This is a genomic window from uncultured Corynebacterium sp. (assembly GCF_945649885.1).
Classification (GTDB): domain Bacteria; phylum Actinomycetota; class Actinomycetes; order Mycobacteriales; family Mycobacteriaceae; genus Corynebacterium.
Genome location: NZ_CALZFS010000049.1, coordinates 1 through 18,778, shown reverse-complemented (window position 1 = coordinate 18,778; position 18,778 = coordinate 1). Strand labels below are relative to the sequence as shown.

20 protein-coding genes and 1 pseudogene are annotated in these 18,778 nt (G+C 57.8%); 9 read left to right on the top strand and 12 right to left on the bottom strand.

Annotated elements, in window-relative coordinates; all coding sequences use genetic code 11:
* The coding region (locus Q0M74_RS07060; protein WP_293952851.1) for an aldo/keto reductase at nucleotides 1-832 on the top strand (832 nt) is incomplete at its 5' end.
* Here Q0M74_RS07060 and Q0M74_RS07055 read toward each other — a convergent pair.
* Nucleotides 829-1,932: a maleylacetate reductase gene (locus Q0M74_RS07055; RefSeq protein ID WP_293952849.1), complete on the bottom strand. Its 1,104-nt coding sequence runs from the start codon at nucleotides 1,930-1,932 to the stop codon at nucleotides 829-831. The genes Q0M74_RS07060 and Q0M74_RS07055 overlap by 4 nt on opposite strands.
* Before the next feature lie 240 nt (nucleotides 1,933-2,172).
* Between Q0M74_RS07055 and Q0M74_RS07050 the strand changes: the two genes are divergently transcribed.
* The 5 genes from Q0M74_RS07050 (at nucleotide 2,173) to Q0M74_RS07030 (ending at nucleotide 6,160) form a co-directional block, all read left to right on the top strand.
* Nucleotides 2,173-3,558 (top strand): M20 family metallopeptidase, encoded by a 1,386-nt coding sequence (locus tag Q0M74_RS07050; protein ID WP_293952847.1) that lies wholly within the window; start codon nucleotides 2,173-2,175, stop codon nucleotides 3,556-3,558.
* A gap of 89 nt (nucleotides 3,559-3,647) precedes the next feature.
* Nucleotides 3,648-4,034 carry a YidH family protein gene (locus Q0M74_RS07045; RefSeq protein ID WP_293952845.1) on the top strand — a complete coding sequence of 129 codons (387 nt, stop codon included), beginning with the start codon at nucleotides 3,648-3,650 and terminating at the stop codon, nucleotides 4,032-4,034.
* A 5-nt stretch (nucleotides 4,035-4,039) separates the two neighbouring features.
* Nucleotides 4,040-4,372 (top strand): DUF202 domain-containing protein, encoded by a 333-nt coding sequence (locus Q0M74_RS07040; protein WP_293952843.1) that lies wholly within the window; start codon nucleotides 4,040-4,042, stop codon nucleotides 4,370-4,372.
* A gap of 535 nt (nucleotides 4,373-4,907) precedes the next feature.
* Complete coding sequence (locus Q0M74_RS07035; RefSeq protein WP_293952841.1) at nucleotides 4,908-5,759, top strand: PIG-L deacetylase family protein; 852 nt, start codon at nucleotides 4,908-4,910, stop codon at nucleotides 5,757-5,759.
* An 8-nt stretch (nucleotides 5,760-5,767) separates the two neighbouring features.
* Complete coding sequence (locus Q0M74_RS07030) at nucleotides 5,768-6,160, top strand: VOC family protein (protein WP_293952839.1); 393 nt, start codon at nucleotides 5,768-5,770, stop codon at nucleotides 6,158-6,160.
* A gap of 13 nt (nucleotides 6,161-6,173) precedes the next feature.
* Here Q0M74_RS07030 and Q0M74_RS07025 read toward each other — a convergent pair whose 3' ends face one another.
* The 9 genes from Q0M74_RS07025 to Q0M74_RS06985 all read right to left on the bottom strand — a co-directional run bounded on the left by Q0M74_RS07025 (nucleotide 6,174) and on the right by Q0M74_RS06985 (nucleotide 14,437).
* Nucleotides 6,174-6,680 carry a histidine phosphatase family protein gene (locus Q0M74_RS07025; protein ID WP_293952837.1) on the bottom strand — a complete coding sequence of 169 codons (507 nt, stop codon included), beginning with the start codon at nucleotides 6,678-6,680 and terminating at the stop codon, nucleotides 6,174-6,176.
* 128 nt (nucleotides 6,681-6,808) lie between these two features.
* Nucleotides 6,809-7,507: a hypothetical protein gene (locus tag Q0M74_RS07020; protein ID WP_293952834.1), complete on the bottom strand. Its 699-nt coding sequence runs from the start codon at nucleotides 7,505-7,507 to the stop codon at nucleotides 6,809-6,811.
* Entirely contained in the window at nucleotides 7,504-8,049 is a 546-nt protein-coding gene (locus tag Q0M74_RS07015) for a hypothetical protein (protein WP_293952832.1), read from the bottom strand. The genes Q0M74_RS07020 and Q0M74_RS07015 overlap by 4 nt, the downstream gene beginning before the upstream one ends.
* 81 nt (nucleotides 8,050-8,130) lie before the next feature.
* The gene (locus Q0M74_RS07010) at nucleotides 8,131-8,910 is read right to left on the bottom strand and encodes an ABC transporter ATP-binding protein (RefSeq protein WP_293952830.1); all 780 of its coding nucleotides are present in this window, start codon (nucleotides 8,908-8,910) and stop codon (nucleotides 8,131-8,133) included.
* On the bottom strand, nucleotides 8,910-9,902 hold the full coding sequence (locus Q0M74_RS07005; RefSeq protein WP_293952828.1) for an iron ABC transporter permease: 993 nt from the start codon (nucleotides 9,900-9,902) through the stop codon (nucleotides 8,910-8,912). Before Q0M74_RS07005 ends, Q0M74_RS07010 begins: the two co-directional genes overlap by 1 nt.
* 85 nt (nucleotides 9,903-9,987) lie before the next feature.
* Nucleotides 9,988-11,121, bottom strand: a complete 1,134-nt coding sequence (locus Q0M74_RS07000; RefSeq protein WP_293952826.1) for an ABC transporter substrate-binding protein — start codon at nucleotides 11,119-11,121, stop codon at nucleotides 9,988-9,990.
* 209 nt (nucleotides 11,122-11,330) lie between these two features.
* Nucleotides 11,331-12,197 carry a pantoate--beta-alanine ligase gene (gene panC, locus Q0M74_RS06995; RefSeq protein WP_293952824.1) on the bottom strand — a complete coding sequence of 289 codons (867 nt, stop codon included), beginning with the start codon at nucleotides 12,195-12,197 and terminating at the stop codon, nucleotides 11,331-11,333.
* 1 nt (nucleotide 12,198) lies between these two features.
* Nucleotides 12,199-13,008, bottom strand: a complete 810-nt coding sequence (gene panB, locus Q0M74_RS06990) for a 3-methyl-2-oxobutanoate hydroxymethyltransferase (protein WP_293952822.1) — start codon at nucleotides 13,006-13,008, stop codon at nucleotides 12,199-12,201.
* Between the two features lie 211 nt (nucleotides 13,009-13,219).
* Nucleotides 13,220-14,437, bottom strand: coding sequence for an FAD-dependent monooxygenase (locus Q0M74_RS06985; RefSeq protein ID WP_293952820.1), 1,218 nt, complete (start codon nucleotides 14,435-14,437; stop codon nucleotides 13,220-13,222).
* Nucleotides 14,438-14,571: 134 nt separating this feature from the next.
* Between Q0M74_RS06985 and Q0M74_RS06980 the strand changes: the two genes are divergently transcribed.
* Entirely contained in the window at nucleotides 14,572-15,741 is a 1,170-nt protein-coding gene (locus tag Q0M74_RS06980) for a CdaR family transcriptional regulator (RefSeq protein ID WP_293952818.1), read from the top strand.
* Nucleotides 15,742-15,915: 174 nt separating this feature from the next.
* Here Q0M74_RS06980 and Q0M74_RS06975 read toward each other — a convergent pair whose 3' ends face one another.
* Both Q0M74_RS06975 and Q0M74_RS06970 read right to left on the bottom strand, forming a co-directional pair.
* Nucleotides 15,916-16,488: a DNA-3-methyladenine glycosylase gene (locus Q0M74_RS06975; RefSeq protein ID WP_293952816.1), complete on the bottom strand. Its 573-nt coding sequence runs from the start codon at nucleotides 16,486-16,488 to the stop codon at nucleotides 15,916-15,918.
* A gap of 65 nt (nucleotides 16,489-16,553) precedes the next feature.
* Nucleotides 16,554-17,135 (bottom strand): CGNR zinc finger domain-containing protein, encoded by a 582-nt coding sequence (locus Q0M74_RS06970; protein ID WP_293952814.1) that lies wholly within the window; start codon nucleotides 17,133-17,135, stop codon nucleotides 16,554-16,556.
* Nucleotides 17,136-17,231: 96 nt separating this feature from the next.
* Between Q0M74_RS06970 and Q0M74_RS06965 the strand changes: the two genes are divergently transcribed.
* Entirely contained in the window at nucleotides 17,232-18,299 is a 1,068-nt protein-coding gene (locus Q0M74_RS06965; protein ID WP_293952812.1) for an LLM class flavin-dependent oxidoreductase, read from the top strand.
* Nucleotides 18,300-18,496: 197 nt separating this feature from the next.
* A pseudogene (locus Q0M74_RS06960) lies at nucleotides 18,497-18,778 on the top strand (HAD family phosphatase); the annotation flags it as partial.

The window sequence follows — 18,778 nt, the reverse complement described above, 5'->3', positions numbered from 1 at the left end:
CCGGGAGGCAGGCGGCTACTTTATCGACACCGCTGACATGTACTCAGCATGGATTGACGGCAACAAGGGCGGTGAATCCGAGGAGGTGCTCGGTGCTTACCTCCAAGCCCACACCGGCGCCACCGATGACCTGATCATCGCCACCAAGTCCGGAGCCCTGGAACCACACACCGGACGCTCCCGCGACGCCACCTTCGCCGCAGTGGATGCCTCCCTGGCCCGCCTGGGTGTGGAGAGCATCGATATATTCTACTACCACTACGACGATGAGACAGTCTCCATAGAGGATCAGATCACCACCGCGGAAGAACTCATTGCTGCCGGCAAGATCAAGCACCTGGCATTATCCAACTACTCCCCGGAGCGCCTGCGGGAATTCTTTGAGAAAACAGCTGATTCCCCAGCCCACCCGGTGGCGATCCAACCGCAGTACAATCTGCTGGCACGCCAAGACTATGAAACCGGGATCCGTCCGATCGTGGAGGAATTCAGCCCGGCTGTGTTCCCCTACTTTGCCTTGGCATCCGGTCTGCTGACCGGCAAGTACTCCTCCAGGGAGGACCTTGAGGGCCGTGCACGACAGGACTCTATTGAAGGCATGGCCACTGATGAGGCCTTCGCCGTGGTCGATGAGCTGCGCAGCATTGCCGCGGAAGTGGATTCTGCGCCGGCCACCGTCGCCCTGGCCTGGTTGCTGGCCAATGGTGCCACCGCACCGATCGCCTCAGCCACCACCGTGGAGCAGCTGCCTGAACTGATGGCCGCACCCTTCCTGAAACTCAGTGCGGGGCAGCTAGCCCGCCTTGATGCTGTTTCTGCGCCCTTTGCCTAAGAATCCTCTATGGAAGAAAACCTGCCGTTCAGGGCATTGGTGAGCAGCTGGGTGAGGTTACTTTCCGTGGTGGGTCTCGGGTTGGAAGCAGGTGAAACCTTGAGGGTGCGGGACACCGCCTCGGGGATATCTGGGGCGGTGAAACCAAGTTCACCCAGTGTCCGTGGCGCACTGAGCTGGTCATAGAGTTCCAGCAGAGCCGCCAGGGCGCTCCGATCACCGTGGGGCTGGTCAGAGCTGTCACCGGTGAGTGCCTGTGAGAGACGCTTCGCCAGCTCAGGGACTGCTGGCTGATTGAAAGCCAAAATATGCGGAAGCATGATGGCATGAGTCTGGGCATGGGACAGGTTGAAGGTGCCACCGAGAACATGGCAGATCTTGTGATGGAGGCCGGAACCTGCAGAAGCAAAAGCCACCGCCGCCAGATAGCAACCGTAGAAAGCCTCCCCGCGGGCAGCAAGATCCTCTGGATCAGCATGCATGCGGCGCAGAGCGTGTGCCAGGGCTCGAGCACCTTCCAGTGCATTAACCTGATTGATCGGATCTGCATTGGGTGCCCAGAGCGAATCGATGCAGTGAGCCATGGCGTTGAGGGCACTGGCCACAGTCAGATCCATCGGCAAAGTGGCGACCAGATCAGCATCGTAGATGACCGCGGTGGGCAGCACCCGATCATCCAGACCCGTGTTCTTGGTGTCGTCTTCTGTCATACCCCACATGTTGGTGGCCTCAGAACCGGAATAGGTGGTGGGCACCGCGATGATCGGAATGGCGGTGTCCAGGGCGATGGCCTTGGCCAGGCCCGTGGTGGAACCTCCACCTATGGACACAATCAGATCGATGCCAGCCTCACGTGCTGCCATGGTTGCGCGCACAGCAAGCTTTGCCGGAACATGCTGGGTGACTTCATCCCACTGCACCGACACATCAATCAAACTGGTTACCTGCAGTGCCTGATCCTGGGCACGTTTCGTGGCGATCACCATGACCCGTTGAGAATCATGGGATCTGACCTCTTCAAACACATGCTGAGCAGCCTGCCCCCGGCCAAACCTCACCCGTTGCCGCAGCGTCTGGTGGATGAATTCATCGTCGCCCATGTGCACTCCTTGCCCGCCGGGGAATTCTCATGCGTTGTCGCTAAGGCTAAGGGGGTTACTGAGGAGAGGCAAGTGCCTAACCACCCCATGGCAGATCTCATTCTGGCTAGCATGGTGGGTATCACTTCTCTGGCGATCTGCTTCCATGCAGACCTGCCTCTGGGGGCTTGGAGCAGGGCGCAGATCATCAGGGATCTTTCTGTACTTCACCCACGATGCGAGACCTCTGAGGGATACTCCATGACCAGCAAGAAGCCTTTACCACCATCAACCGCCTACCTGGATCATATGGAAGAGGGAATCTCCCGTCGTAAAGCGGAGGCGGAAGCACTGCTGGCCACTCTCGGGGGAGCGGTCGGGGACTATCCGGGACAGACCGTGATGTGGCGTGATCTGCAGGAGAAGGGCGAGCAGCTCCGTGGGGACATGCAGGATCTGGCCTTTGATCTGCATGATCACCCGGAAGAAGCCTTCCAGGAGTTCTATGCGCAGAAAAGGATCGTCGACAAGCTCTTCCGGCACGACTTTGCCGTGACCACCGGTGCCTATGGGCTGGAGACCGCGCTGGAGGCAAGCTGGGCGACCAGCGGTTTTGATGAGTCGAAGCATCCGACGATCGCCATCCTGGCGGAATATGACGCCCTCCCGGAGATCGGGCATGCCTGCGGGCACAACATCATTGCGGCAGCAGGTGTAGGTGCCTTCCTCACCGCCACCGCGATGCTGAAGGATGTGGAGTTGAAGGGCCTGGATGACTTAAGTTTTGAGGGCCGTTTGGTGCTGTTGGGAACTCCCGCGGAGGAGGGACATTCCGGTAAGGAATACATGATTGCCAACGGTGCTTTTGATGATGTGGATGCCGCCATCATGATCCATCCTTTCGCCTATGACCTGGCGGAACACACCTGGGTGGGGCGTCGGACCATGACGGCGACCTTCCATGGCATCTCCGCGCATGCCTCCGCCCAGCCCTTCATGGGGCGTAATGCCCTGGATGCTGCGAGCCTGGCCTATCAGGGGCTGGGGGTGCTGCGTCAACAGATGCCACCGAGCGACCGCCTGCATGCGATTGTCACCGAAGGTGGCAACCGCCCCAGTGTCATTCCAGATACTGCCAGCCTGGCCATCTACGTGCGTTCCCTGTTGCCCGAAACCCTGGTTGAGTTGTCACAGCGTGTCGACGACGTGCTCGAGGGTGCTGCGAAGATGGCCGGGGTCGGCCTGGAGGTGGACTGGGACATCCACCCGGCCAGCCTGCCGGTACGCAACAACCACGTGCTGGCCGCCAGGTGGACCCGCACCCAGCAACTACGCGGACGAACCGCCCTTCCGGAAGGGCTCCTACCGGACACCCTGGCTGCCTCCACTGATTTTGGCAATGTCTCCCACCTCATCCCCGGAATCCACCCGATGGTCAAGATCTCCCCGGAAAATGTTGCCCTGCACACGAAGGAATTCGCGGTCTACTCCCGCACCGAGGAAGCCGTCGACGCCGCTGTAGATTCCGCCGTCGGGCTGGCGCAGGTTGCCGTGGATGCCCTTGCTGATCCCACCCTCCTCAACGCTGCCCGCGCCGAGTTTGAGGCTGCCGGGGGAGTGCTCAAGGTGAAGGACTACCTGGGTTAAGTGCCTCCTCCGGGAAGCCGGCAGGGTAATTTGGTGGTAGCCAGTACTGCCCACCAGCTTCAACCATCAACCCAGGGAGTATCACATCGATGACCATGCCAGCCGATGACAAGGGCCGTGGCTGGTTCTCGCGTGCCGTGTTCCCGGATGGTGAGGAGCCAGATCCACGTTTCACCCTGGCCAATGAGCGCACATTTTTGGCCTGGACACGTACCTCCCTGGCTTTTCTCGCCGGCGGTATCGCCTTTGAGGCATTTCCCATTGATGCCATTGATCCGACTCTCCGCACCGGGGTTGCAGTGTTCATCATTGCTGTCGGCATGCTGATTGCCGCCGGTGCGGCAGGGCGATGGATGAATGTGGAACGTGCAATGCGCAACAAGAAGCCACTTCCGGTCCCCGCGATTGTCCCTCTGTTGTCCTTGTCGGCCCTGGTGGCAGCGTCCACGGTCCTTGTACTCTTTGTCATTAAATAAGCGCCATGTCCCCTTATCACCAACCCCTCCATAACGATCCAGGTCTGCAGCCTGAGCGCACCATCCTCGCCTGGAACCGCACCACCGTTTCTCTTGCTGTCTGCACGGCAGTGATCCTGCGGTGGGCAAATTTCTATGGGGCAGCCATCCTCATCCCCGTTGCCCTCCTTGTCGCACTGACCATGTTCATCTTGGTGACACAGAGAATCCGCTATCAACGACAGGCGCTGGGACTGGCCAGTGAGATGCTCCCACCGAACCTCATTGGCGTGGTCACCATGACTCTGACGCTGTTGCTCTTCGGCGCTGCCGGTATCTTTTTTGTTGTTGCGCATTAAACGCGGGCGCTTATCGACGCACCCCTATGATCCTTCTCACCGGAAAAGTCATAGATTAACTTTCCATAAAGAAATCAAATCAAATCAGTAACTTTCGTTATGGAGGGTTTCCCTTTAGCGATAAGGGTGCGACCATGGCCCTTGTATCGAATTCAGGATCATGGTTCTGAAAATCGGTGAAGAAACTTCTGATTGGTGTCGCGATCTTGCTAGCGAATCGAATGTTCGAGGGCCTCCCACATCCAGGCCCTCCAGTCAGGGGAAACCTCTCACCGCGGATGTGCCCAGAGCCCTGCGGTGAGGGGTTTTGCTATTCCTTACGGTCTTAAGTTTCAAGGGCGCCTGTGGAGTGGAACGTGGAAAATAGTTCAATGCCATGATTTTCCACAAATCTATTGCTCTTCCAGCGTCTGCTTTCTATCCTGAAAGGATAATATGCCGCAGCGAACAGATCGCATTCTAGGTGGTGTGACTGTGTTTATGTGCTCGTGTGTAATGCCCTGGAAATCAGGGCTGGAACGGTTGGTCAAATCTCATGATTGTCATGGTTTTCCTGTGTGGATTGCTTGCTGTTCTTCTTGCCATCACCGGTATGTCACCGAAGCTGCAGAAATACGTCATCAGATGGTTTAGAAAAAGCCCCCAGATCCTGTTGGGCATCAGGGTCCTGCCTGTGGTGGTGGCCGTCCTAGCATTGATCATTTTGGTGTGGTTCAGGGATAACCTCGCCTTCCAGATAGGTGTCGAGGTGATATTCCTGCTGATGCTGGCAGGGGGAGCTTATGTTTTTGACCGTTTCTGGATTTTTCGCCAACCAGCAGCAAATCTCCGTTCCTACCTCGTGGTGGCGGCACACCCAGGTGATATCGGTTATGGGTGCGTAGCCACTCTGGCACGACTTCGGGATGCAGGCCATCAGATTCACGCGATCATCCTCACCAATGGCAGGAGCGATGATGATGATGTCAATGATCTTCCAGAGAAGACACGTAGCTGGGCGGAACTCATCGGTTGTGCCACGGTGGTTCTAGGCAATATTCCAGTAGAGCAGGCGGATCATGAAGTTGAATGTATCAACAGACTGATCAGGGAACAGATGGAAAAGCATCAACCCGATGTGCTCCTCACACATTCCCTCCACGATGCTGATGCCGAACATCTCTTGGCCGCGCAGGCCGTGATGCAGATATCCACCCATAGGCAGGCTGTGTATGGGTTCCGGTCTATTGCCACAACAGTGGAGTTCAACCCCACACGTTCCATTCCTGTGGGGGACTATGTGGATTTGAAAAACTATATTCTCCGGGACTATCACGGTCAGGATGTACAAAATGCCCAGCAGGAGGATTTTGAGATGATCCGCAGTGGCCTCAATGCATCGTTATAGTGGCGTCCATGAGAATTGGAATCACCAGCGTATTTGTTGACGACCAGGCCAAAGCCCTTGATTTCTACACCACCAAGCTCGGCTTCCATAAGAAAACAGATGTTTCAGCAGGTGAGTACCGCTGGCTGACCGTTGTTGACCCAGAAAACCCCGATGGTGTGGAACTTCTCCTGGAACCAGCAGCCCACCCGGCAGCGAAACCCTTTATGGAAGCCATCAAACAGGACGGCATCCCCTTCACCCAGTTCTATGTGGATGATGTCCAGGCAGAATATGACCGACTTAAGGGCCTGGGTGTGCAGTTCACCATGGAACCCACTGATGTTGGTCCCTCAGTGATCGCGGTGTTGGATGACACCTGTGGAAACCTCATCCAGATTGTTGCTCTGAAGAAGAACTAGGCAGCAGGGGTTCCTAACCGCGGGGTATCACAAAATCGTTAAGCCTCGCGGGGCCCTGTGACAGGTCAGCCCAGGCAGTATCGAACTCCAGGACCGCAATGGCACTGGTGGGGAACTTGGTGTCCATCTGGGACCAGCCAGCATGATCATCCTCAACACCGAAGTGGTGGGCTAATTCCACTACACCAGGCCAGTGACCGATGAACAGGGCGGTACCCACTGACTCCGGCAGTCGGAGAAGAAGGTGCTCAAAGTAGGACACCTGGGTTTCATAGATCTCATCGTGGAAGTTGACCTCGGCTGCAGTGGCGCCACCGGCTTGGGCACGTTCCCAGGTCAGGCGGGTGCGCGTGGCGGTGGAACACACCACATGATCGATGTGTCCGATGTTCTCCGCCAACCACTGCCCGGCAGCCAGGCCATCACGGTGTCCGCGTTTATTCAGCGGGCGTGCATGATCCGGTTCCGGCTCAGCCCAGGAGGATTTAGAGTGCCGCAGGATCACCAGACGATGCTTCATGGATATAACCCTAGTCAGGATCTGGTGGGTTTATCAGGTGGGGGAGACTCATTCATGCACAGCAACCCCCTCCCGTTCCACCCTCTGCAGCGGCCGCTGCCAGCAGCGGAGGGGGGCGTCGATAAGCGTTAGTTCTTGATGGCAGCCACCCAGCGCAGCAGCGCATAAAGGAAACGTGTCGCACCCGGCATGAAGTTGGAACCGTGGTGGAAGATCGGGTCCAGGGAGGTCACGATGATGCGACCCGGTGTGGAGTCGGTGTCTTCAAAGAGGATTGAACCATAGTTGCTCCAAGAGCCATCAGTGTTGGGTTCTTCCAGTTCAATCAGGGAGGTGATGGGGTGATCAGCTTTGAAGGAGCCGTGCTGGTGCCAGATGACAGACTTGGGGCTGAGGAATCTCCATGCCTCATGCTCAGGGGTAACGGGGCGGATTCCGGGATCCTCACCGGTGGACCACCACCAGAAATTGGTTGGTGCATCGCGGTGGCTGATGCCATCGAGCCAGGTTTCCACAGCGTTGATGCCCAGGACAACGAGGGTGTCACCACGTTCGGCCACCGCCTTGAAACTCGCCGCATGGGTGCGCAGCAGCTCCGGGTGCATGCGGTCGGCGATGATGACGGTGCGGTATCCATCCAGCTCACTGGACTGCAGGCTACGGATATGAAGCCAGGTGGGGGAGTAGGCGATCACTGCTGGATCATTCATGGTGGTCAGGTGTGAATAGGTGCCGTTGTGGATGATGGCGAGGTCGCCGAGTTCCACGGTGTGGTCATGGCGGACAAGGGCTGTGCCATCGGGAAGGGACACGGTGGGCTTGGTCATGAGTTCTTCAACCATTCAATCAACTGGGGGTGGATGCGGGCAGCGGTGTTGTCGTCCTGCAGGAATACGGCAGGTTCAATGCCGGGGTGGATGAGCACGCGGCCCAGACCATGGGAGTACACATAGTCCACCGGCAGGCGGTTCTGGCCGATGCGGGTGGTGATCAGCGCGCCGGCGGGATGATTGAGTGTGTAGCCACGGGCATAGAAACCGGTGACACCCTTGCGCATGCTGGCGTCGATAAGGTCCACACCGGCCCAGACGGGATGGGCATCGCCCGGTGTGAGGAAAAGTTCAGCGGGTGCTGAGTAGTGCAGGGGTCGGAAATCACCTTGCTGGGGGAGGAACTTCACCACCGGGTGGCCATTGAGTGCGACCCTGCCACCGCTTTTGATGAACTCATCAAAGAGTTCCGCCTGTGTGCCCAAGTAATCCTGATCAGCATTCATCGAGATGAGAATGCCACTGACCGTGCTCAGATCAGCATGTTCCAATTCGTAGATATCGAGTGCTTCAACCCCGCTCTGTGTGGGTTTCGCCATGGAATTTCCACCCATGTGGAGATAGAGAACTTGAGAGTCCGTCACCTTATATGCCAGCTTTCTTTTATTAAAAGTGAAAAATCAGATGCTTATCGGTGTCGTGTCCGTCGACGTCCGTACGCTTTCATAGCGTGTGATCACGGTGGTGCGTTCCTGCACACCATCCAGCACGGTGTGCCTGACCACCTCGACTCCATAGAGCTCACTCAGCGCGCTGTCGGTGAGAATTTCTTCAACCGGACCTGCGGTGAGCCGACCATTGTGCCCCAGGATCAGGCCCTGCCCACCAAGATGAAGTGCATGATCAGGGCTGTGGGTGGACAACACCACCGCGAAACCCTCGGCGCCCAGGTCCCGGATGAGTTCCAGGACAATGGCCTGATTCTTCAGATCCAGGGCTGATACCGGTTCATCAAGAATGAGGGTGGTGCAGCCTGTGACCAGGGCGCGTGCGATCAACACCAACTGTTGCTGCCCGCCGGAAAGCCCGCTGAAAGGCCGATCAGACAGGTGGTTGATACCCACACGTTCCAGGACGGTGCGGGTCTGCGCCTCATCATTCCTGCCGGGGGAGGAGAACATTCCCAGGTGTTGTGCACGGCCCATGAGCACCATGTCGAACACCGTGTAGGCAAACACGCCAGTTGTTGCCTGCAGAACAAAACCCATGAGGCCCTCACGGGTGATCTGGCCCTCTGATGGTTCAGTGATGCCTGCCAACAACCGCAGCAGGGTGGATTTTCCAGCCCCGTTGGCCCCCAGCAGACTAGTGATACCGGTGGTGGGAATCTCCAGGTCAAGGCCCTGGAAAGTCCAGGGGGCAGTGGGATATCTGAATCCGATATTGGTGGCTGTGATCATTATCCGCTCAAACCTCCCCGACGATGGACTGCCCGCAACAACATGATGAATACCGGCGCACCGATGATCGCCGTGAGAATGCCCACCGGTAGTTCCGTGGCGGTAACAGAACGGGACAGGGTGTCAATCAAGGTGAGATAACCTGCACCGATCAGGGCTGACATGGGTAGTAGAACACGGTGATCTGGTCCGGCCAGCAGACGGGCAAAGTGGGGAACCACGAGTCCCACCCAGCCGACAACGCCCACCACGGCCACAGCACCGGCGGTCATCAGAGCGATCATCACCAGCAGCAGAATCCGCAGGGGTTGGGGATTGATCCCAAGAGATTTGGCATCCTGATCGCCCATACTGAGAATATTTACCCGCCAGCGCAATGCCAGGATCACCGCGGTACCCACACCGATCGGAATCAGCGCAATGAGCACCTTGGCAGGGGAAGCCGCCGCCAGTGACCCCATCAACCAGAACACGATGGAGGGCAGTTCCGTATAGGGATCGGCGATCAGAGTCATGAAGGACACCAGCGCAGAAAACAGTGCTGAAACCACCACACCACCCAACACAATCATCAGAATGGACCCACCGCTTCTGGTTTTCCCGATCCAGATCACCAACACCAAGGCAACGATGCCCATGAGGAATGACAGGCTGACCAGGCCGAAGGAACCAAGACCGACCACCATGGCCAGCACCCCGCCGAAGGAGGCACCATTGGACACGCCCACCACCTGGGGGCTGACCAGGGGATTGCGGAACACCGCCTGCAGCGTGGCACCGGCCAGAGCCAGTCCAGCTCCCACGATCAAAGCCAGGAGCACACGCGGCAACCGGGAACCCAGCACCACCTGAGCCTCCTGCTGCGTCCAGGTCTGACGGATATCAAAAAACTGCCCCACCAGCATGCGCAGCACCTCATTGAAAGGCACCGAAAAACGCCCCAGGGACAAACTCAACAGGGCAATCAGCAGGACAGTGATGGTCGCTGCCAACCACTGCCACCTGATTTTTCTCCCGGTGGATTGGGGACCTGTGGAGACTGCTGTAGAAGGTTTATCGGAGGGTTTTGCGGAGTTTTTAACGAGCAAAGACATCGTAATTCGCACTCACCTTGTTGGCGTCCATAAACAGAATCTGGTCGATCTGATCATCAGTCAGGTCATGGTTGTACAGATAGGAGAAGTTCTCCTTCATGGAAGCCCGCAGATTAAAATCCGCCGTTTGTGGATGCAGCATGCTGGCCACCCATAGCCAGGACATATTGGACTCATTGCTCGGTGGATCCCAGGAGAAGCCACCATTGGGTACGCGGTACACACGCTTGTTCTTCACCGCGGACACATCCCCCCAGAAGGGGTCCTCATACAGTGTGTCCGGGGTGGCGGTGGAGAAGTTACCCAGGAAGATGACCTCGGGATCCCAGGTGAGGATCTCCTCCCGTGCCACGCTGGTACTGGCGCCGGGTGCCGCATCAGCTGCCGGGTTATCCGCACCGCAGAGGCTCAGCCACCAGTCCATATAGGAACCGGTTCCGGATACCTGCATGTCATCGTAGTTGTAGATGTTGATGGCCCTCGGCTTCTTACCCACCTGTGCCACCAGCTCTTCAATCTTCTTCTGGTCGGTGTGCATGGTGTTGAGAATGTGCTCACCGCGTTCCGGTTTGGCCACCAGTGTGGAGAGAAGCGTGATCCACTCCTCCAGCAGTTGCTGGTCACCGTAGTTGAGCAGCAGCAGGTCTAGGCCGGCCTGTTTAATGGGAGTGATGATCTCCTGGCCATAGTGGCCCCACTGGATGGTGACATCCGGATTCTGGGACACGATGGTTTCCACATTGGGAACAAAGTCCGCACCGTTGGCCGCTGCGGGAAGATCCATGATCTCCGGGAACATGGTGGCCAGGAATCCCTTTTCCGCCAGAGCCTGTGCAGAGGTGTTGACGGCGACCACCTTGTCCAGGGACTGATCCACACCGGCAAGCATTGCAGGCAATGGAATGACCGTGGTGGCGATACGTTTGATTTCATGATCGAAGGTGACCGTGCGATCAAATTGATCAGTGAGGGTTAGGGAGTAGCTGCCATTCGTGGCGGCGGCAGCGCTAGCTTCTGGCTGTGTGACGCGGCTGGAACAGCCAGTCAGGCCTAGGGCGACGGCTCCACCAAATGCCAGGGTGAGCTGGATGAATGAGCGGCGTTTCATCAGAGTCATTGCGGTGAGAGTCCACTTTCTTTGGCTTTTCGGGGGCCTGCCACGGTAGGGATGTGGGGGCGCCCGAAGATGACCGCAATGACCTTAAGGCAAGCCTGGCCTAATATGCAAAACAAAGGATAGGCATGCCTTATATGGTTGTGTAAATGTCGATGTGAGGGAGGGGACAGGGGGTTCGGGTGGCAGCCCCCGTTGATTTACTGACCCGCCTAGAAATTCGCTGGGAATAGCTCCACATTGTCGATCAACCGCACAGGCCCCACATGAATGGCAGCCACCGCCAGTGCGGGTGCTGTGAGAATCTCTGTGGACACCGGCTGCAGGGTGGTTGCATCAACAATTTCCAGGTGGTCCAGCCATACGCCTGGGGCGGCGTCGATAAGCGCACGCAGGTCCGCCATCTCCAGCGCAAGACCGTTTATGGAGCGTTCCTGCAATGTCATCAACGCCTGCGGCAACACCAGTGCATTGCTGCGATCCTGTACAGAAAGACGCTGGTTGCGACTTGATTCCGCCAGGCCATCCACACCACGGATGATGGGAACAGCACAAATCTCCAGGGGGAAATCCAGATCGGATGCTAAACGACGAATGACTGCCACCTGCTGGGCGTCCTTCTGCCCGAAGTAAGCCCGATCAGGGCGCACCAGGTTGAAGAGCTTGGCTACCACCGTGGCCACCCCATCAAAATGCCCCGGCCTGCTGGCACCTTCTAACTGTTCACCCATCTGGCCGGTACGAACCCACAACATGGGCAGGCCCGTGGGGCCATACATTTCCTCCACGGTAGGTGCGAAGACAATATCCACACCTTCAGTGATGAGGAGCTCCACATCGACATCTAGCTGGCGTGGATAATTGCGGTAATCATCGCAATCACCCAAGGCCTCAAACTGTAGAGGATTCACAAAGATGCTGGCCACCACCACATCATTGTCCTCTCGGGCCTGGGCAACCAGAGAAGCATGACCAGTGTGGAGCGCGCCCATGGTGGGCACCAGGCCTATGGAGGAACCTGTGGAACGGGCGGAATCCAGGGCGTTCAAAAGCTCTTTTTTGGTTCGTGCAATCTGCATATCAGTAGCTCTCCGCCTTGCCGGGGAAGACGCCGGAACCAACATCCGCAGCGTAGGCGCGGGCAGCATCGAGAAGCTGATCGCCCAGGGCGGCGTATTCGCGCACGAAGCGTGGCTTAGGTCCCCGGTTGAAACCGAAGGCATCCTGCCACACCAGCACCTGCCCATCAGTGCCATTACCTGCACCGATACCGATGGTGGCGATATCCAGCTGTGTGGTCACCTCGGTGGCGACCTCGGCTGGAACCATTTCCAGTACCACAGCAAAGGCACCGGCTGATTGAACTGCGCGGGCATCGGCGATCAACTTATCCGCACCAGCACCACGGCCCTGGATCACGGCACCACCAAGGGCATGCTCGGACTGCGGGGTGAAACCAATGTGACCACAGACAGGCACACCGGCATCCACGATGCGACGGATGGTGGAGGCCATCTCCACTCCACCTTCAATCTTGACGGCCGCGGCTCCCGTTTCCTTCATCACACGAACCGCAGATTCCACCGCCTGCTGCTCACTGACCTCATAGGAGCCGAAGGGGAGATCCACGATCACAAGTGCACGCTTGGCAGCAATGGTGACCGCCTTGGCCAGGACGATCATCTCATCCATGGTGATCGACAGCGTGGTCTCACGACCCAACACAACATTGGCGGCGGAATCACCGACCAGGAGCATATCGATGCCCGCCTCATCAAAGATGGAGGCGGTCAGTGCATCATAACTGGTGAGAACGGAAATCTTGGTTCCATTGGCTTTGGCCTCATGGATATGACGGGTGCGGATTTTCTTTACATCAATGCCAGACATGCGCATGAGTATAGATGTGCCCCGGGACACTTCAACAAAGGCATTGTTACTTGATCGATTTCATGGGAGAAATATCGGCGCTCATGTGCCGATAATGCTACTTTATGCAATCATCGACACATTCCAATCAGGCTAAAAGCTTCAATAATTGCACTATGGACTATTTTTGGAAGCTCTTCCCTGGGGACGGCGTGGGGAGCTGGTTGTCAGCTTATGAAATGAGTGTTGCCGGGTAGCGGTCAGCCACATGCTCATGGATCCATCCCAGGTAACGGCCCCAGGCATCTGCGGCACCCAGTTGGGCATTGCGGACTTCTGCTGCTGGACCATCGGGAAGGTGCAGAAGATCGGCGGTGGCCAGTGAGGTGATCTGAACGCGGCGGGCTCGATCTGCCCGCAGGTCCTGGTAGTGCTGGCGCGCGGCATCCCAACCGGTGCCATTAGCGAGTCCGTCGATAAGGCAATCGGCAAGCACGATGGCATCTTCAATGGACTGATTGGCACCCTGGCCGTGGTGGGGGACCATGCCGTGGGCGGCGTCGCCGATGAGCGTGATGCGGCCCCTGCTCCACTGCTGCAGTGGCGGGCGGTGGAACAGTGCCCAGCGTTCAGTCACCGGGTTGGCGCTGATCATCTCGGTGATGGCAGGGTCCCAACCCTCGAATGCCTTCAGATGTTCGCCCTCTTCCTGTACCGGAACCACCCAGGACTTCTCCTCCCAGGGGCCATGGTGACGCTGCACCAGGAAGAAGTTCTGCACGCCGCCACCGATGGGATAGTGCAGCAGGTGCCCGCCGGGCCCCATCCAGAACTGGATGGCCTCCGGGTCAGGCAGAGACGGCATCTTCTCCGGGGCGACCAGGCCACGCCAAGCATGGCAACCAGAGAACTGGGCATCGTCATAGCCCAGCAGCTCGCGGCGCAGGCGGGAGCGCACCCCATCCGCACCGATGACCAGATCGGCTTCCACCGTGTCACCATCGGCGAAGTGCAGGACCGCGGCATCGCTGCGTTCCTCCACCCTTATGCACCGCTTATTCAGGTGGATGGCATCCTCACCCACTGCAGCTTTTAACATTTGCTGCAGGTCAGCACGGTGTACGCCGTAATAAGGTGCACCGGCGCGCTCGTGGTATTCCTGGCGGGAGGAGATTTTGTTGATCACGCGTCCATCGCGTCCATCACGCAGGATGAGGCCATCAACATCGGCGGCTTTTTCGGTGAGTGCTGCGCCGATGCCAATGCGGTCACGCAGGAAACGGGTGGCGTTGGCGGATAATGCGACAGCAGCGCCGACCTCGCGAAGCTCAGAAGCCTGTTCATAAATCTGTGGTTCCAGTCCGCGGCGTCGCAGCTCAGCGGCCAGGGTGAGTCCACCGATGCCGGCTCCGACGATGGCGATCCGGGTGCCTGGGCGGGATGATGTCATGTGCTTCTCCTTGTCGATGCTCTTCAACTACAGATGATCGTATGGCGTGAGATGTGCCATTTTCATCAGCGTTCTGTGGCAACTTCAGCCCCAAAATTCCGACACTCTGTCGGATTCTGGGTATCGTCGATCACATGGACCGCTTCCCTGAGCTTGACGACGCAGTACAGGACCTCTCCGAGGATCTTGATCGTCGACTGGTGGTGATCGACCAGGCCATGCGGGTGGTCTCCTATTCCATCCATGAATCTCCCGCGGACCGCCGACGTCTCTTCCAGATCCTCGCCCACAGTGATTTCTGGCCCCGCCCCCGCACCGCGACCACTCCACATCAGGTTGTTGAGATTCCGGAGATCGGTCCCTTGTTCTTTCTCCGGCTGCTTGACCCCCGCAAACAGATCATCGGACACCTGGTCCTCCCAGTGGACAGTTCTGAGTCAGGGCAATCGTTGCTCGTTGAGGTCACTCCTGCTGCGCTGCATCTCTCGGAACTGCTGACTGCCCGCCAACATGAGGCCATGGACCGCGAGGCACGTTCCCACCACCTTGCTACCCAGCTGCTCAGTAGTGATGCCGGGGCACGGGCAAAGGCCGCAGAAGCACTCATTAAGGAACGTTCCCTGAGTTCAGCCGAAGGGTGTTGTGCAGTGGCACTGGGAGTGGACCCCCGTGATGCGAGCCCGCTCGATCAGGAAAAGTCTGCCCAGGCGGTGGCACGAACCCTGCGCTTTGTCCGGGAGACCTCCACCGCAACCGTTGTTGGTGGTGTCTTAGATGATGGGCTCGGAATGCTGGTTTTTCCGCGACCGGTGGTGGTGCCCAGGCTCAGCCGCATCCTGGAAGATCCCCAGTTGGTCCCGGTCCGGGCAGGAATCGGGCCACTGTTGCCCTTGGGTGAAGTACACCGTTCCTTCGAACGTGCCCGCCTGGCCTGGAGGGCATCCTGGCTGGCTCCGGAAAGCCATGAAGCCGTGACTACCTGGGAAAATATTGGCCTGGATGGAACATTAGCGCGCCTGCCCCTGGAGGATTTCCTTCCGGAGGATCTCCCGCCCTCCACCAGGGACCTGTTGGCAGCGGTGGATTCCCCGGTATTGCTGGATACCTTGGAGGCTTATCTCAGTGCTGGTGGGGACGCCCGGCAGACAGCGCGCACCCTCAACATCCACCGCTCAACCCTGTACTACCGACTGGACAAGCTGCGTGCTGTGATCAGCGGCGACCTTGGCGACGGCATCTTCCGCCGCGAATTGCACACCGGGTTGCGGATGGCACGGATGGCTGGGTTGTTGCCTGAGGCTTAAGCAGGTTTTCGTTTTCTGGCCATTAACCCAGAAACCCTAACCCAGAAAGGGCACAGGTTAACCCAGAAATCACTACTCCTTTCTAAGAACAGGATCTCTGGGTTAATGAAAGTAGCAGATTTCTTAATGGTGGAAGTCGCGTTTTCTTCCGTTCAGGGTAGTTCTTCAGTCCGTTTAAGACTGCTTCTTGGGCCGTCCCCGGCGCACGCTCACCGTGGGATCACCCGGAATCCAGAAGCGTAGGGGAGCATCAGCGTTCTTGGTGATTCCGACGCGTGGGCCGCTGACCCACTCCGGATGTTCTGATACTTCCTGAAGAGTGAAATCCGGTCCTGTCACGGGTGCGTGATTGTCACTGATCTGCAGGTTGAGGGCTTGTCCCAGATTGCCGGGCCCCTGGGCCAGGCGGGGGAAGGGGACCTGGCCGCGGCGTCGATAAGCTTCTTGCTCGCCTGCCACCACCTCACCGGCTCGCAGCAGGACTCCCTGCCCGGTACCCTCCGGGCCGCAGACGATGTTGCCTGCGCGGTGGATGCCATAGGCGATATAGACATACATGTGGCCTCCGGGGCCGAACATGGCCGCATTGCGTGGGGTCATGCCGCGGTGGGTGTGGGCGGCCGCGTCATTTTCGCCCAGGTAGGCCTCCACCTCGGTGAGTCTGATGGACACATCATCATGGGTGAAGATGCAGCCCAGGAGCTGTGGGGCGACGATGTCTGCGGATTGGAGGAAATCGATGGCCATACCCGCCCAATATATAAGGGAAAGATGATCATCGGTGCGGGATGTTGTGGCTGTCTACGTTCTCTCTATGATTTCTGCTGCCGTTTTGCATACGCACGGGCAGCGCGAACCCGGTCACCACATCGGGTGGAGCACCAATGGCGTCGTGCGTGGGTGCGGATCAGAAAACGAGCACAGGGGGCCGAGCCGCACTGTGTCAGCAGGTGGGCTTGCGGGCCGCTGAGGAGTTCAGCTGCGTCTTCCGCGATTTCTGCCATGGCGTGTTCCACCAATTGTGTCACCGGATCTTCTCGGAAGCGCTGGAATCCCTCACCGGGGATGAAGCGTAGAAGCTGCGCGGTGGGAACCCTACCCAGTGCCAGATTGATGCTGTCCAGGGAGGAGCGGGTGGGTTCTTCTCCGGCGATATGTGCCTTGAAAATTATCCGGAGGTGCTTCCGCAACCCGGTGATCTCTCTCTGGCAGTAGGCAAGCAGGGTCGTGTTCTGAGGGGCCAGGTGACGTTGAACAAGCCATGACGTGGTGTTTTCTGGCGAATCAAGCTCATCAATCACCTGATTCCCCGGCAGGGTAACAGTGCTGTTCATCAGTGCGAGGCTCACGTGGTCATCGGCCCCGGGGGCAGGGGGGAGGGAAATTGCGGACATAAAACTCATGGTATCAGCTGACTTTTGCCATGAGGTTAATATTGCCGTAGGGTTCACGGCAAACATGAACATTTAACATGAGAATTGAGTTTCCTTATGCTTCCCGCACCTAGATCAGGAACTGCCCCCTTCGCCCTCTCCGTCTTGGACAACGTGAGCAACGGTGTTGGCGAAACAGTGGCAGAAGCCTATGGGTCAACAATTGAGCTGGCACGTACTGCCGACAGTCACGGTTACCACCGTTTCTGGATGTCTGAACATCACGCCATGCCCGGGGCATCCACCCCGGCGCCCCAGATGATGGTTGCCCGCCTGGTTGGTGAAACCACCAATATCCGCCTTGGCGCAGGCGGCATCATGCTGCCCAACCATTCCCCACTGGTTATTGCGGAACAATTCGGGATGCTGGAAGCCATGGCACCCGGACGCATTGACCTGGGCCTCGGACGCGCTCCCGGCACAGATTCCGCGACTGCCTCTGCGCTCCGCAGGCAGCTTGATGCAAACGAGCATTTTCCTCAACAGATTGCGGAACTGACCGGGTTTCTCAATGATGATTTCCCGGAATCCCACCCATACCGCAATATTCATGCCGTACCTGGTCGCTGGCAGGCGCGGGAGAACCGGGTGGACCCTTCATCGCTGGGCCCCGAAATCTGGATCCTCGGCTCCTCGCCTTATTCAGCACAGATTGCCGGTCACCTTGGACGACCCTATGCCTTTGCATTGCAATTCGGTGATGCTGATGTCCATACAGCCATGAAGATATACCGCGATAGTTTCCGACCCTCTGAATTTCTTGATGAACCGTACAGCATGGTCAGCGCCTCTGTTTTAGCCCATGATGATCCAGCAGAGGCCCTGCAGCAGGCTTCCACCTCCGCGATGGCGATGCTCCGGATGTTCCAACGCAAGAGCTTCACGCTTTTCACCCCTGAGGAAGTTGCTGAATATCCGGCGACCCTCCAGGAGCGACAGATCATCGACACCTACGTCAACCGCACGATCACCGGTGATGGTGCACAGGTGGCTCAGCAATTGGAGCAGCTCCATGAGCTGACCGGCGTGGATGAGATGATGATGGTTCTCCTGGGACATTCCCCCAGCACAGTCCAGAGAACAGTGGAGATCGTGGCTGGGCACTATGGGATGAAAAAGAACTGACTGCCTCTTTGAAGGGGCAGTAGGCCTCCCCGGGCCTTCCTGTATCTGCGCTGGTTGCTCACATGCTTTTGACATGGGTTTTAGTTTTGAGCCACATGTGTCCGGTAAATAAATAGACTGGTGGGCAGACGTTTTGAAATACTGCCCAGTGTGCGCAACAGGGGGCGCATTAAACAGCGTATGACAAGGAGACCTTCATGGCTGCTTCACCCAGAACCTATCTTTTTGATCTCTATGGTGTGGTGATGAAAGTTCAGGGACCGGAACAGTTTGAGCGGGTTGTCCGGGCGATCGGTGAACCGGAGAAGACAGAGTTGCTGCATGAGGTTTATCAGGAGCTCCGATCGGATCTCAATGCGGGTCGGGTCAGTGAGTTGAACTACTGGCAGCAGGTTCAAGCCCGTGTTGGCCTGCTTGATTTTGATTTCGGTGAGGCCATGGCGGCTGATTATGCCGGTGTCACTGAGATTGATGAGGAT